The 14,682-nt window shown below is 41.3% G+C and carries 9 protein-coding genes, 1 tRNA gene and 2 rRNA genes; 3 read left to right on the top strand and 9 right to left on the bottom strand.

Going from position 1 to position 14,682, the window contains the following annotated elements:
- Positions 1-159: 159 nt before the first annotated feature.
- The 3 genes from JH146_RS08470 to JH146_RS08460 all read right to left on the bottom strand — a co-directional run bounded on the left by JH146_RS08470 (position 160) and on the right by JH146_RS08460 (position 4,880).
- Positions 160-3,165, bottom strand: a 23S ribosomal RNA gene (locus tag JH146_RS08470).
- A 99-nt stretch (positions 3,166-3,264) separates the two neighbouring features.
- Positions 3,265-3,337 (bottom strand) — tRNA-Ala (locus JH146_RS08465).
- 64 nt (positions 3,338-3,401) lie between these two features.
- Positions 3,402-4,880 (bottom strand): 16S ribosomal RNA (locus tag JH146_RS08460).
- The 16S and 23S rRNA genes sit together here with 1 tRNA gene alongside, the layout of an rRNA operon.
- Positions 4,881-5,125: 245 nt before the next feature.
- Between JH146_RS08460 and JH146_RS08455 the strand changes: the two genes are divergently transcribed.
- Both JH146_RS08455 and JH146_RS08450 read left to right on the top strand, forming a co-directional pair.
- A complete protein-coding gene (locus JH146_RS08455) occupies positions 5,126-5,407 on the top strand; it encodes a DUF2098 domain-containing protein (RefSeq protein ID WP_173400846.1) in 282 nt (93 codons plus the stop codon).
- Positions 5,408-5,590: 183 nt separating this feature from the next.
- Positions 5,591-6,718 carry a TIGR03576 family pyridoxal phosphate-dependent enzyme gene (locus JH146_RS08450; RefSeq protein ID WP_048202551.1) on the top strand — a complete coding sequence of 376 codons (1,128 nt, stop codon included), beginning with the start codon at positions 5,591-5,593 and terminating at the stop codon, positions 6,716-6,718.
- Positions 6,719-6,730: 12 nt separating this feature from the next.
- On the opposite strand, the gene JH146_RS08445 is transcribed toward JH146_RS08450, so the two are convergent.
- The 3 genes from JH146_RS08445 to ilvN form a co-directional block, all read right to left on the bottom strand.
- Positions 6,731-8,350, bottom strand: a complete 1,620-nt coding sequence (locus JH146_RS08445; RefSeq protein WP_048202550.1) for a DUF128 domain-containing protein — start codon at positions 8,348-8,350, stop codon at positions 6,731-6,733.
- A gap of 55 nt (positions 8,351-8,405) precedes the next feature.
- Positions 8,406-9,812, bottom strand: coding sequence for an Asp-tRNA(Asn)/Glu-tRNA(Gln) amidotransferase subunit GatB (gene gatB, locus JH146_RS08440; RefSeq protein WP_048202549.1), 1,407 nt, complete (start codon positions 9,810-9,812; stop codon positions 8,406-8,408).
- Between the two features lie 82 nt (positions 9,813-9,894).
- Positions 9,895-10,401, bottom strand: coding sequence for an acetolactate synthase small subunit (ilvN, locus tag JH146_RS08435; RefSeq protein ID WP_048202548.1), 507 nt, complete (start codon positions 10,399-10,401; stop codon positions 9,895-9,897).
- A gap of 237 nt (positions 10,402-10,638) precedes the next feature.
- Here ilvN and JH146_RS08430 point away from each other — a divergent pair, with 237 nt between their 5' ends.
- Complete coding sequence (locus tag JH146_RS08430) at positions 10,639-11,904, top strand: MBL fold metallo-hydrolase (protein ID WP_048202547.1); 1,266 nt, start codon at positions 10,639-10,641, stop codon at positions 11,902-11,904.
- Between the two features lie 4 nt (positions 11,905-11,908).
- Here the strand turns inward: JH146_RS08430 and JH146_RS08425 are convergent, their stop codons facing one another.
- From JH146_RS08425 to larB, 3 genes are all read right to left on the bottom strand, one after another.
- Positions 11,909-12,478 (bottom strand): roadblock/LC7 domain-containing protein, encoded by a 570-nt coding sequence (locus tag JH146_RS08425; RefSeq protein ID WP_048202546.1) that lies wholly within the window; start codon positions 12,476-12,478, stop codon positions 11,909-11,911.
- 35 nt (positions 12,479-12,513) lie between these two features.
- Complete coding sequence (locus tag JH146_RS08420; protein ID WP_048202545.1) at positions 12,514-13,704, bottom strand: DUF2226 domain-containing protein; 1,191 nt, start codon at positions 13,702-13,704, stop codon at positions 12,514-12,516.
- 182 nt (positions 13,705-13,886) lie between these two features.
- Positions 13,887-14,657, bottom strand: a complete 771-nt coding sequence (gene larB, locus JH146_RS08415) for a nickel pincer cofactor biosynthesis protein LarB (protein ID WP_048202544.1) — start codon at positions 14,655-14,657, stop codon at positions 13,887-13,889.
- Positions 14,658-14,682: the final 25 nt, after the last annotated feature.

The raw sequence follows: 14,682 nt of genomic DNA, 5'->3' as shown, positions 1-14,682 counted from the left end.
ATAATTTTTTTATTTTTAATTTTTATTTATATATTTAAATTAACAAATATAATGTGATAAAATAAAATAACGACTTCACATTTATACACTCCAACCATAATATTCCCAAGCTTTTTAAGGCCATGCATAGGCTTCCACATCCGCTTAGTGTCTGGATACCCTGCCGGGCCCTCGGACGATTAGTACCGGCGGGCTGAACGCCTCGGCCCGAAGGCCTCGGCGCTTACACCCCCGGCCTATCAACCCCGTCTTCTACGGGAGCCCTCGTCCCCGAAGGGACTGGCCGCCTATTTTCGGGGAGGGTTTCGGGCTTAGATGCCTTCAGCCCTTATCCCTTAGCGCGTAGCTGCCCGGCAATGCCCTGTCGGACAACCGGTAGACCAGAGGCGCCGGCGGCTCGTTCCTCTCGTACTAGAGCCACCTTCCCCTCAGGCGGCCAACACCCCCAGCAGATAGCAACCAACCTGTCTCACGACGGTTTAAACCCAGCTCACGATCCCCTTTAATGGGCGAACAGCCCCACCCTTGGGCCCTGCTGCAGGCCCAGGATGGGAAGAACCGACATCGATGTAGCAAGCCGCGGGGTCGATATGGGCTCTTGCCCGCGACAACTCTGTTATCCCCGGGGTAGCTTTTCTGTTATCCCTGGCCCCCATCGGTGAGGCACAGGGGTTCGCTAGGCCCGGCTTTCGCCTCTTGGTCGGCCTCTGTTACCGACCAAGTCAGGCCGGCTTTTGCCCTTGCACTCCACGGCGGAGTTCTGACCCGCCTGAGCCGACCTTTGGGCCCCCCTGATGCCTTTTCAGGGGGGTGCCGCCCCAGCCAAACTGCCCACCTGCCGGTGTCCCCCTTTGCGGGGTTAGGGACATGGCCATGGGTGGGTGGTGTCCCATGGGCGCCTCCACCACCCCCGGAGGGGTGGCTTCGACGGCTCCCACCTACGCTGTGCACCCACGGCCATGCCCCAACGACAGGCTGCAGTAAAGCTCCACGGGGTCTTCGCTTCCCACTGGGGGTCTCCGGCCTTTGCACCGGAATGGTAGGTTCACCGGGTTCCGGCCCGGGACAGTGGGGGTCTCGTTACGCCATTCATGCAGGTCGGAACTTACCCGACAAGGAATTTCGCTACCTTAAGAGGGTTATAGTTACCCCCGCCGTTTACCGGCGCTTCGCCCGGTTGTACCCGGGTTTCACGTACCGGCACTGGGCAGGCGTCGGCCTTGGTACACACCCTTACGGGCTAGCCAAGACCTGTGTTTTTATTAAACAGTCGGACCCCCCTGGCCACTGCGACCTGCGGTCCCCTCATTTAGAGAAGACCGCAGGCACCCCTTCTCCCGAAGTTACGGGGCCAATTTGCCGACTTCCCTGGGCCGGATTCTCCCGACACGCCTTAGGATACTCGCCTAGGGGCACCTGTGTCGGTTCTGGGTACGGTCACCGGGGATCCTTGCCAGCTCCCTTTTCACGGGCTCCAGGGCTCAGCCGAACCCTCCTAACGGAGGGCCCATCACGCTTTTGCCCGGTTCTCGCCATTACGGCACTCCCCGGGCTTATGCGCTTGGCCACCCCGACGGGGGTGGTCGGCCTACCCCGAAGCGTCAGGAGCTGGCCTTGCGTTGCCGCACGTACCCCGGTGGCGCGGGAATATTAACCCGCTTCCCTTTCCCCTCGAGGGAATTACCCCGAGGGTTAGGACCGGCTAACCCACAGCTGACGACCGTTGCTGTGGAAACCTGGCCCCTTCGGCGGTGGGGATTCTCACCCCACTTTGCTGTTACTACTGCCGGGATTCTCGTTCCCACGGGGTCCACCCGACCTCACGGCCGAGCTTCTACCCCCGCGGGACGCCCCCCTACCGGATGGCCTTTCGGCCCCCCCGGGTCTCGGCGGCCGGCTTAGCCCCCGTTATCTTCGGGGCCCCTGACCTCGACGGGTGAGCTGTTACGCACTCTTTAAAGGATGGCTGCTTCTAAGCCAACCTCCCCGCTGTCTTAGGCCAGGGACTCCCTTCTCATTTACACTTAGCCGGCACTTAGGGGCCTTAACCCGGGTCCGGGTTGTTCCCCTCTCGGACATACGGCTTACCCGTATGCCCTCACTCGGGGGCTACGGCGATGACGGGTTCGGAGTTTGACAGGGTGCCGAGGGCTTTCGCCCCCTAAACACCCTATCCGTGGCTCTACCCCGCCATCTACCTAACCCCCGGCTAACCTGCGAGTTATTTCGGGGGGAACCAGCTATCTCCGGGCTCGATTGGCTTTTCACCCCTAGACCGGGGTCAGAGGAGCACTTTGCGCGGTAACACCCCTGCGGGCCTCCACCCCTCTGGTGAGGGGCTTCACCCTACCCCGGCCTAGATCGCCCGGTTTCGGGTCGTACGGGTGTGACTCCGGGCCCATTAAGACCCCGCCCCTCGCCCATAAGGGCTGCGGGCATGTCGGTTTCCCTACGCCTCCGGGGTTGAACCCCTTAGGCTCGCCACACCCGTACACTCCCCGGCCCGTTTTTCGAAACGGACGGCACGACCCCGGCATGCCACCCCTCGTACTCCTCCCTCGCGGGAGTTTCCTTCGGGGTGGTTACCTTTCGGGCCGTGCCATTCCGTGCCCACCTGGTTTCAGGCTCTTTTCACCCCCCGCAAGGGGTGCTTTTCAGCTTTCCCTCACGGTACTAGTTCGCTATCGGTCTCGGGACGTATTTAGGGTTGGAAGCCTAATGTCTCCCAGCTTCCCGCGCGATATCCAACGCGCGGTACTCAGGGACACCCCAAGACCCCCAACTGGTTACGCCTACGGGGCTTTCACCCTCTATGGCGCCCCATTCCAGGGGACTTCGGCTTCCCAGTGGGGGTCTATATTGGGGGCCCTGCAACTCCACATCTCCCTACCCTTACGGGCAGGGATTCGGTTTGCCCTGTGCCGGTTTCGGTCGCCCCTACTCCCGGCATCCCTGTTGGTTTCTTTTCCTGCGGGTACTCGGATGCTTCTTTTCCCCGCGTTCCCGCTCCCTAACGGGAGCGCCCCAAATGGGGCAGGAAGTCCCATTCGGGGATCCCGGGTTCTACGGCTGCCTGCGCCTCCCCCGGGCTTATCGCAGCTTGCCACGCCCTTCCTCGGCGCCCCGAGCCGAGCCATCCACCAGGTGGGCTGGTGGCCCGGCAGAGTATCCAGATTTCACCGGGATGTGGAAGCCTATGCATGGCCCTCATGTTTTTCAGGCCCTTCACCTGCAACTCTTTAGAGTTGCAGGTTGCATATATAGTGGACCCGGTGGGATTTGAACCCACGGCCTCCGGCTTGCAAGGCCGGCGCTCTCCCAGCTGAGCTACGGGCCCACTTTCCCTATGAGGCAAGCCCACGACTGGTTTGGTGCCCCACAGCAACCAGCGCTTTTTTCTCAGGAGGTGATCCAGCCGCAGGTTCCCCTACGGCTACCTTGTTACGACTTCGCCCCCCTCGCTGAACCCAAGTTCGACCCTGCCCTTACGGACAGGGCCTCACTTGGGCTCAACTCGGGTGGCGTGACGGGCGGTGTGTGCAAGGAGCAGGGACGCATTCACCGCGCCATGGTGAGGCGCGATTACTACGGATTCCGGCTTCACGAGGGCGAGTTACAGCCCTCGATCCGGACTACGACCGGGTTTAGGGGATTCGCTCCCCCTTTCGGGGTCGCGTCCCATTGTCCCGGCCATTGTAGCCCGCGTGTAGCCCAGGGGATTCGGGGCATGCGGACCTGTCGTTGCCCGCACCTTCCTCCGGCTTAGCGCCGGCGGTCCCCCATGAGTGCCCCTCCCCCGGAGGGGAGGGTAGCAACATGGGGCACGGGTCTCGCTCGTTACCTGACTTAACAGGACGCCTCACGGTACGAGCTGACGACGGCCATGCACCACCTCTCGGCGCGTCTGGCAAGGTCGTCAACCTGGCCTTCATCCTGCCGTCGCCCCTGGTAAGATGCCCGGCGTTGAATCCAATTAAACCGCAGGCTCCACCCGTTGTAGTGCTCCCCCGCCAATTCCTTTAAGTTTCAGTCTTGCGACCGTACTCCCCAGGCGGCGGACTTAACGGCTTCCCTTTGGCACCGCGTCGGCCCGAAGCCGACGCGACACCTAGTCCGCAGAGTTTACAGCCGGGACTACCCGGGTATCTAATCCGGTTTGCTCCCCCGGCCTTCGTCCCTCACCGTCGGACCCGTTCCAGCCGGGCGCCTTCGCCACAGGTGGTCCCCCAGGGATCAACGCATTTCACCGCTACCCCTGGGGTACCCCCGGCCTCTCCCGGTCCCAAGCCCGGCAGTATCTCTGCCAGCCCTGCGGTTGAGCCGCAGGATTTAAGCAGAGACTTACCGGGCCGGCTACGGACGCTTTAGGCCCAATAACAGTGGCCACCACTCGGGCCGCCGGTATTACCGCGGCTGCTGGCACCGGACTTGCCCAGCCCTTATTCCCGGAGCTGTTTACACTCCGGAAAAGCCCACGCAGAGCGTGGGCACTCGGGGTCCCCCCGTCGCGCTTTCGCGCATTGCGGAGGTTTCGCGCCTGCTGCGCCCCGTAGGGCCTGGACCCGTGTCTCAGTGTCCATCTCCGGGCTCCCCCTCTCAGGGCCCGTACGGATCGTAGGCTTGGTGGGCCGTTACCCCACCAACTACCTAATCCGCCGCAGCCCCATCCTCGGGCGGCTTACGCCTTTCGGGGAGGGATCATTCCAGACCTCCTCCCCTATGGGGGATTAGCCTCAGTTTCCCGAGGTTATCCCCCACCCGAGGGTAGGTTAGCCACGTGTTACTGAGCCGTGCGCCGGTGCTCCCCGAAGGGAGCCCCTTGACTCGCATGGCTTAGTCGGACCCCGATAGCAGTGGCCTCCGGCAGGATCAACCGGAATTAAGTAGGAGTACGGTCGCAAGAAAGGATAAACCTTTCTTGCGGCTGGTTGCTGTGGGGTTTCACCACCAGTCGTGGGCTTGCCTCAGCCCCAACCCCTTCGGATTGGGGACGCATCCTTCGAGTGCATCCTATAGTGAGAAGTTGTTGTATGTAATGTTTTTAGGATTAGAACAATTATTTGAATAAATTATTAATACATGCTATAAGAGACATTTATTGTAAAATATTTAGAGTGTGGGATACATGGATGAAATTGACATTAAAGTTGGAGATTATGTAGTTTATATCAATACAGGAACAAAAGGAAGAGTTGTAGATATAAGAAAGGATGAAAATGGCGATGTTTGGGTTGTATTAGATAACAATTTAATGTATAGACCTCACTTATTGAGGGTCATTGATAAATCAAAGATGACAGAAAGAAAAGACGATATTGACGAAGTCGTTAGAAAATTAGAAAAAGAAGAATTAGAAGAAGGAAAATTGACAGATATAGATTTAGGAGATGCATGTGGAGCTGGATAAACCATTATTATTTTTCAAAATATTTTTATAATAGTCTATAAAATTTTTATGAATCTCGTGTTTGGGTGATTAATACCTTCACAACTTAGAGCTTCGTCTTATTGTAATACTCAAATGCATTGCTTTCTAACAGAAGCAACACCTTTTCATATTTTTGATTACAAACATAATATTGGTGATTTAATGCTCTCCGATTATGAAGAGCTTTTAAGATTAGAAAAAGCAAGAAAAATTATTTTAGAAATATTGAATAAAAATGGTAGAAATGCATTATATGACCTAAGTGGATTATCCGGAGGATTTTTGATAGAAGATAAAGATAAAGATTTACTAAATACATATATTGGAGCATCTTATTTTACAGAAAAGGTTAATGAATATGGTCTCAAACATTTAGGTGGAAGTGAAGATGATAAATGTGTTGCTTTTAATAGAACTTCATCTGCAATTTTAGCTACCATATTAGCATTAAAACCAAAAAAAGTTATCCATTATCTACCAGAACTGCCAGGACATCCATCAATAGAGAGAAGTTGCAAAATAATTAACGCTGAGTATTTTGAATCTGATAATGTGAACGAAATTTTAAATAAAATAGATAAAGATACTTTGGTTATTATCACAGGCTCTACAATGGATTTAAAAGTTATTGAACTTGAAAGCTTTAAAAAAGTTATTGATATGGCTAAGAATAAAGGAGCTATTGTTTTTGTTGATGATGCTTCTGGAGCAAGAATTAGGTTGCTATTTAACCAACCGCCTGCATTAAAGTTAGGGGCTGATTTAGTAGTTACAAGCACAGATAAACTTATGGAGGGTCCGAGAGGAGGGTTATTAGCTGGAAAAAAGGAACTTGTTAATAGAATATATATTGAAGGAACCAAGTTTGGTTTAGAAGCACAACCACCATTATTAGCTGGTATATATAGAGCTTTAAAAAACTTTGACTTAAAAAGAATCAAAAATGCATTTGAAAGAGCTAAAAACTTTGATTTATCTAAGATTGAACAATTAAATAAAGAACTTAAAGAAGTTGATGAGAATATAGAGATTGTATATGAAAAAACACCAACAGGATTTGTGATAAAGAGAGTTCATAGAAATGATGAGATAAATATCAAAAAACTTGTTGAGATTGGATTTAACTTGTTAGAAGGGTATAGAATTATAACCATAACTGTAGCTGGTATGCCTGGGGCAAGTAAAAGTTTAAGGATTGACTTAACATCAAAAGATGCTGAAAGAATTGATGACAACTATATTATCAACGCTATTACTGAATCAATAAAATTAGCTTTTAAAAATATGTAAAAAATATTGAATTTAAATATCTTCATAACTCTTTAAATCTGAAAATTTAACAACTTCATGCATAGCTCTTAACTCAATTGGTATTTCATTCTCTTTTAACAATACTAACGGATTTATTCCGCCTATTGTTACAACTCCACACATATCTTTATTTACATTAATACCATAAAGCTCATTGTTTGGTTCTCCTATAGTTTTAATACCATTCCAATCTAATCTCTTTAAAACTTCTTCTAATTTTTCTCTTGCAACTCTATGCACTTCTCTAAATCCTGCTAAAAATGTTTTTTCACAATCAACAGAATTAAAGAAAACCTCATGTGGATCTAATGATGAACCATCATAACCAATTATATCAATAAATCTCTCCTTATCTTCAGTAATTTCTAATACCCCTCCATACCTTGGAATTACAGGGACTGAATTTCTTAAAAATATTCCATCCAAGGTTACTGCACAGACTGTTTGAATTTTTATTTTATTGCCTTCTTCAACAATTCCAAATCTATCAGATATTCCTAAACCTTTTTTATATGCTTCTTTTAATAAATCCAATGCCTCATCAATATACTTTTTATCAATAAATGCAGTATTTACTACAACATCCCCATCTCCTTCATCTATATCATAAGTTACCTTTGCCATTGCATTGAACATTTTTGATAATGCAGTTTTTATCCTTATATTTGCCTTCTTCGTCACAATGTCTCTTGGATTCTTTTTAACTTTGTGTAGAGATTCCAATCTAACAATTGATGACATTGGAGATATTTCTACATAATAGTTGTTTTCAACAAATGGGGCTATTGGTGTTAAACCTCCAATCAAAGCTACTCCAACTTTATCATCTCCAACATCCAACCCAAGAACATTCTCTGTTCCATAACTAATAATACATTTTAATTCATCCTTCTCTAAAATACTTTTAAATCTTTCCAAAAACTCAACTCCAAAGCATCTAAAGTTTGCTGGTAAATAACCCTCTCCATTCTCTATAATTCCCATAACATCAGTTTCTTTCTTTTCAATGAATGCTCTCAATGGGTCTATTGATGTGGATTTATATTTTATGATTTCTTTAAATTCTACTGGCTTTCCATCTTCATACTTAACAATTCCAGCACACACATGAAGTGGGAAAATTCCATTTTGTAATAATACATTATCAAAGTTTAGTGAGCAGAGGGTATTTATCTCCACAAATTTTTCTCTATCCATAACTCCAACTCTATCTCCAACAGCCAAGCCAGATTCATAGACACTTTTAATAATTTTTAAAACATCATTAAAGTCAGCATAAACCTGGCATCTATTGATAACTACATAACCAAACCTGTAGTTGGCAGATATTGTCTTTTCCAATATATTTGAGTAAATACTTCCCAATCTATAAGATATATTTGCCTTCTCTAACTCTTCTAAACCCCTCTCAGTTATAACTCTCCCAGCATATCCTACTTTTTTTGTTAATTTCATTCCGTCCAATAACTTTAAATGATATCTCACAGCCCTTTCTCCAATTTTATAACCTCTTTTATTAAGTTCTTTAGCTATAATCTTAGCCCCTACTGGTTCTTTTGATTTAGATAAAATATCTAAAATCTCAATTAATTTTCTATCAAGGTCTGCCATATTATCACCTAAAAAATAATTATTAAAAATTATTAAAAAAAGAAAATAACAAAAATTATTTATCCAATCTCTCTTTCAATAACTCAATAACTCTCTTTGGCTCTGCCCTTCCTCTTGTTAATCTCATTACTTGTCCCATTAAGAAGTTCAACGCCTCTTTCTTACCACTTAGATAATCATTAACTGCTTTTGGATTGTTTTTAATAGCCTCTTCAACCGCTTTAACTAAAGCATCTTCATCTTTAATTACTGTTAATCCAAGCTCTTCAACTATCTGTTTTGGCATCTTACTTCCTCTATTTATAACCAACAAATCTACAATCTCTTTAGCTATTTTTTGAGATATAACTCCTTCTTTAATTAGTTTTATTAACTCTACTATATGCTCTGCTTTAACTCCACTTTCATATAAATCTACTTTGTGATACTGTAAAGACCTTCTTAACTCATTTCTAATCCATGTAACTGCCAAATCAACGTTCTCTTCATTAACTCCTAAAGATTTAACAACTTCTTCAAACATCTCAGCCATATCTAAGTCAGAAACTAATACCTTAGCATCTTCTTCATCTATACCATATTCTTCAATAAACCTCTTTTTCTTAGCTAATGGTGTTTCTGGCATCTTTTCCTCTATTTCCTTAACCCACTCTTCAGAGATAACTATTGGCTGAATGTCTGGGTCTGGAATGTATCTGTAATCTTCAGCTGTCTCTTTACTTCTCATTGCCTTGGTTATCATCTGACTCTCTAAGAATGCTCTTGTTTCCCTCTTAATTTCCCCTCCTCTCTTAATAATATTCTTCTGCCTAATTACTTCATATTTTAGAACTTTATAAACTCCTTTAATTGAATTAATGTTTTTAACCTCAACTCTATTCCCCTGAACCCCCATATATTCAATGGAAATGTTTACATCAGCCCTCATTGTCCCTTCTCCTCTCAAACAGCCAAGGTATCTAAATAAGGTCATTAATTGTTTTAAAAACTCTCTCGCTTCTTCTGGGCTTTTTATATCTGGCTTTGTAACAATCTCAATTAATGGTGTTCCACTTCTGTTATAATCTACAATACCCAAGCTTGGGTTGTATTGCCCAGGGTCTTCTTCTAAGTGAACTTCAGCAATTCCAATACCCATAAACTCTCCATCTATTCCAATAGGGGTTGAAGTTCTCTGATAACCGCTTGGTAAATCAGGATAATCATAATGCTTTCTTTGGAAGTATATATCTTTATCAACAACTATCTTACAGCCAAGCATCTTTGCTACCATTATAGCAACTTCTACTGCCTTTTTATTTGGTGGAAATGGCTTTGCTCCAGGCAAACCTAAGCAAACCGGACAAACATTTGTGTTTGGTTCAGCATCTAAATAGTTTGTTGAACAATTACAGAACAATTTTGATTTTGTATCAATTTGAACGTGTATCTCCAACCCACATTTCATTTTAACATCATCCATGTTTTCACCCAATAAAATATCTATTTTTAGTAAAGTTCTAAATTTTGTAATAGGTATTAAATTCAAAATATTAAAAATAACATTAGCTCTTTGGCTTTAAGACCTTAGGTCCTCTTGCTAATGCAGTTATTCCAGTTCTTGCCATTTCCTTAATTCCTAATGGTTTAACTAACTCAATAAATGCATTTATCTTATCTTCACTACCTGTTATTTCAACAATTAAAGATTCAGGGCTTAAATCAACAACATTTCCTCTAAATATGCTTGTGTATTGAATAACTTGAGATTTAGCACTCTCTGTTGGTGCATATATTTTTATTAGGCAGAGTTCTCTCTGAACAGATTTCTTTTCCTCTAACTCACTAACCTTTATAACATCAATTAATTTGTTGAGTTGTTTGATAACCTGCTCTAATATCTTATCATCACCATTAACAACTATTGTAACCCTTGAAATTTGTGGATTCTCTGTTATTCCAACTGTAATACTTGAAATATTAAACCCTCTCCTTGTAAATAATCCTGAAATCCTCTGTAAGACACCAGGTTTGTTTAAAACTAATGCGGAAATGACATGCCTATGTTCCATTATCTTCACCAATGCCTTTTATAGTAAGATTTAAAAATAATAAAATAGATGCTTTATAAGTCCACAGAAGCTTTGCCCTATTTAGTTGAGTAACAAATTCTCCTCCACTTATTAGCCAATGACATTTTTTAGTTTTATTAGTTAATTTAATTTTTAGTAAATTGGTTTCTTATTCTTTTGCCTTAGGGTAAATAGGATTTATTAAAAAAAATATATATAATTTTTGGGATGGTGGCTATGGTTTTATTAAAATTTCATGGTGGTTGTCAGCAAATTGGGATGAGTTGTGTTGAAGTAGAAACGCAGAAAGGAAGGGTGTTGTTAGATTGTGGTATGACTCCAGATTCTGGTGAGATTCCTAAAGTAGATGATAAGGCAATAGATGCAGTTATTATCTCTCATGCCCATCTTGACCACTGTGGAGCTATCCCATTCTATAAATTTAAAAAGATTTATTGCACACATCCAACAGCTGATTTAATGTTTATAACTTGGAGAGATACTTTAAATTTAACAAAAGCTTATGAAGAAAAAGATATTCAGCAGGCAATGGAAAGTATTGAATGTTTAAATTATTACGAAGAGAAGCAGATTACTGATGATATAAAATTCAAATTCTACAATGCAGGGCACATATTGGGAAGTGCTTCCATATACTTAGAGGCAGATGGAAAAAAAATTTTCTACACTGGAGATATAAATGAAGGAGTTTCAAGAACTCTACTTCCAGCAGATACAGATATCGATGAGATTGATGTCCTAATTATAGAATCTACCTACGGCTCTCCGTTAGATATAAAGCCAGCAAGGAAAACATTAGAAAAGCAGTTAATTGATGAGATAGCAGAGACAATAGAAAATGGAGGAAAAGTAATAATTCCAGTTTTTGCTATTGGTAGGGCTCAAGAAATACTGCTGATTATAAACAACTATATGAGAAGTGGGAATTTAAAGGAAGTGCCAATATATACTGATGGTTCTTTAATTCATGCTACTGCTGTTTATATGAGTTATATAAATTGGCTAAATCCAAAAATAAAAAATATGGTTGAGAATAGGATTAATCCATTTGGTGAAGTAAAAAAAGCAGATGAGAATTTAGTGTTTAATAAAGAACCATGTATTATTGTCTCAACTTCAGGAATGGTTCAAGGAGGGCCTGTATTAAAATATCTAAAATTATTAAAAGATCCAAAAAATAAGCTAATATTAACTGGTTATCAGGCAGAGGGAACATTAGGAAGGGAATTAGAAGAAGGAGCTAAAGAAATCCAGCCATTTAAAAATAAAATCCCTGTAAGAGGGAAAGTTGTTAAAATAGAGTTTTCAGCTCATGGAGATTACAACTCCTTAGTAAGATATATAAAAAAGATTCCTAAGCCAGAAAAGGCAATAGTCATGCATGGGGAGAGGTATCAATCACTATCATTTGCAATGACTATCTGGAAAACTTTGAAAATCCCAACTTTTGTTCCAGTTAAGGGAACAATACTACCAATTTAAAAGTTTAAACATTTAATATTGATTGCCCCTCTTCAGGGATTTCTTTTTCTATAGTTTCAACATTTGCAAAATACTTTTTAAGAACATCATATATTCTTCTAAGAATTTCTCTCTCTTCTACAACTTCAAGCATAATTTTTGATTCTATAATAACGTATAAATTTTCACCATGAAGTTTTAACGGATATATATGGATGTATTCCTCATCTCTCTGTATTATAATCTTTTTAACATTGTCATGGAATTTTTTAATATATTCAAATATTCCAAGTCCGATAGCTCCAACATTATCCGCATCCTTTAACGTAGATGCAATAACCAAACCTTCATCATTAACAACAATAATATCTTCTATATCGTAAGAGAGGGCTACTTCCACCAAATCAAACTCCTTTGTATATTCCTTACTTTCATCTGGGGCCACGTAAGGTTTTAATTCTTTAAGGTTTTCAATAATTTCCATTTCAATAAGCTTATACGTTTTCTTTTTTTCTTTCTCCCTATAGTAATAAATCCCAACTCCAATAGCCACCCCCAATATAAATAAAATTAAAAATAATATTCCCTCATCCATAGTTAAACCTCTTCCTATGTTGTTATCAAAATTTATTACTCAATATTAATTGATATTCTTGACGTATACTTTGAAATATTTTTCTTAATTACCTTATCAATTTCAAATTTAACGATTGAGGGTTCTACATCTTTTTTAATAATCCCCAAAATTCTCTTTCTTTTTACATTAACATCTCCAAATATAAAGTATCTTCCATTTTCCCATTTAACATTTATATCTGGCTTAACATCATCAACACCATCAATATTTTTAACATTTTCAATTATTTCTCTTTCTATTTTTTTCTTCAATTCTTGTAGTTCCTCATCACTAGGTCTAATAAAATCTTCTAATATCGTTTCTACCCATTCCTCATCTGGTTCTGTTAACCCTAATTTTTTTAGTAGCTCTTCTCTTGATAACTCAACTTCTTCCTCTCCAACTTTGCCTAAAACATCATTAGTTTCAGATATAGAAACACTATCTGTTCTATCTACTCTATCTATTTCTTTTTTAATTTCTTTCTTTTCATCTTCAATCTTCATCTCCGGATATACATCCAATAAAACATTTAACTTCTTTTCATCATATTCATACACATCAATAACTGTATTTTCATCATTTAACATCTGCTCTATCTTTTTATATGCATCTTCCCCAAGTAAAACTCCATAATTGCATTCATAAGCCGCTGCTATAGGAGTTTTTCCTTTATATATGATATAACCGTTTTCAAACATTCCAGATATTTTTCTATATACATTTATAACAATATATTTATTATCATTCAGATATGCCTCAAAATCTTTCACATTCACTGCAATAGGAACATCTAATGGGATATTCAACTTTATGTTTAGGTATTTTTCCTCACCACTTTCTTCTGTTTTCTTTTCTTCCTTACTTTCTCTTTTTTCAGTTTTCTTTATTACAAATATTTCCGGATATAGCCATTTCATTAAATTTAACTTATCTTTGTCATATCTATAAAGTTCTATAATCTTATTTTCATGATTCAGCAATTCAAGAACTTTTTCAGCATTTCCACAAATTTCAGTTGATTCATTGTCAGTATAAAAATATCCAACGATTTCTCCATCTTCAACAAATATACAACCCTCATGTAGTTTATTATTGTCTTTAAGTAAAATAAGGATATATCCTGTCCCCAATTCTGTTACAATATCCTCCAGTTTTCCATCAGTTAATGTTTTTATTAATTCCCCTTCCACAACTTTTATCATAATTTCCCTCATTCATCTTTATGCTATCACATGATACCAAGTTTAGGACTTTCGCAGTTTATATATTAAATTTGGAACTTTGATCCAAAGGCATCATTATGCCAAATAAAAAATTTTTTTATTCCTGTGAAAGTCCTAAAGTTATTATTAACTTATTAAAGTAATAATATAAATATTCACATCTATTTATGTATCTTTTTAGCTATTAATCCTGCAAACACTCCTGCTCCAAATCCATTATCAATATTAACAACTGCTATTCCCGGAGAGCATGTATGTAACATTGTTAGCAGAGGGGTTATTTTTATCCCGTAAGATGTTGATGTTGGCACACCTATAACTGGAATATCAACCATAGATGCAACAACTGAAGGCAGAGCACCTTCCATACCAGCAACAACAATGATACAACAAACATCTTCTTCAATCATTCTTTTTAGAGCAGGAAATAGTCTATGAATACCTGCAATTCCTACATCATAAGATGTTATAGCTTCAACCCCCATTACTTCCAAAGTATCTTTTGCCTCTTCTGCTATTGGAATATCTGAAGTTCCTGCTGTTAATATACCCACTTTACCTATTTTTTTAATTTCATAGTTTTTATTTTTTATTATTAATGTTTTAGCTTTTTTATTAATTTTTATATGGTAGTTTTTTAAATCATACTTTCTAATTTCGTCACTAAGTTTTTCTATATCCTCTATTTTGGTTGCCAAGGCAATGCCATTTTTTTCTGCAAGTTTTAATGTAGCTCTAATTATTTCCTCTACATCTTTCCCTTTACCATAAACAACCTCTGGAACTCCAGTCCTAAACTGCCTATTAATATCTAATTTTAATTTATCTTCAATTTCTTCAAAATAGTTAAGTTTTATTTGTTTTTCAATTTCATCCAATCCAATTTCTCCATTTTTAAATGCTAAAAGTAAGTCTCTCAAATTTTTTCCCATTTAATTCCCCTCCAATCTTTTAGAA

The organism is Methanocaldococcus bathoardescens (assembly GCF_000739065.1).
GTDB lineage: Archaea > AGJL01 > Methanococci > Methanococcales > Methanocaldococcaceae > Methanocaldococcus > Methanocaldococcus bathoardescens.
The sequence above is the reverse complement of the archived record's forward strand: the minus strand, read 5'-3'. Positions and strand labels throughout refer to the sequence as shown.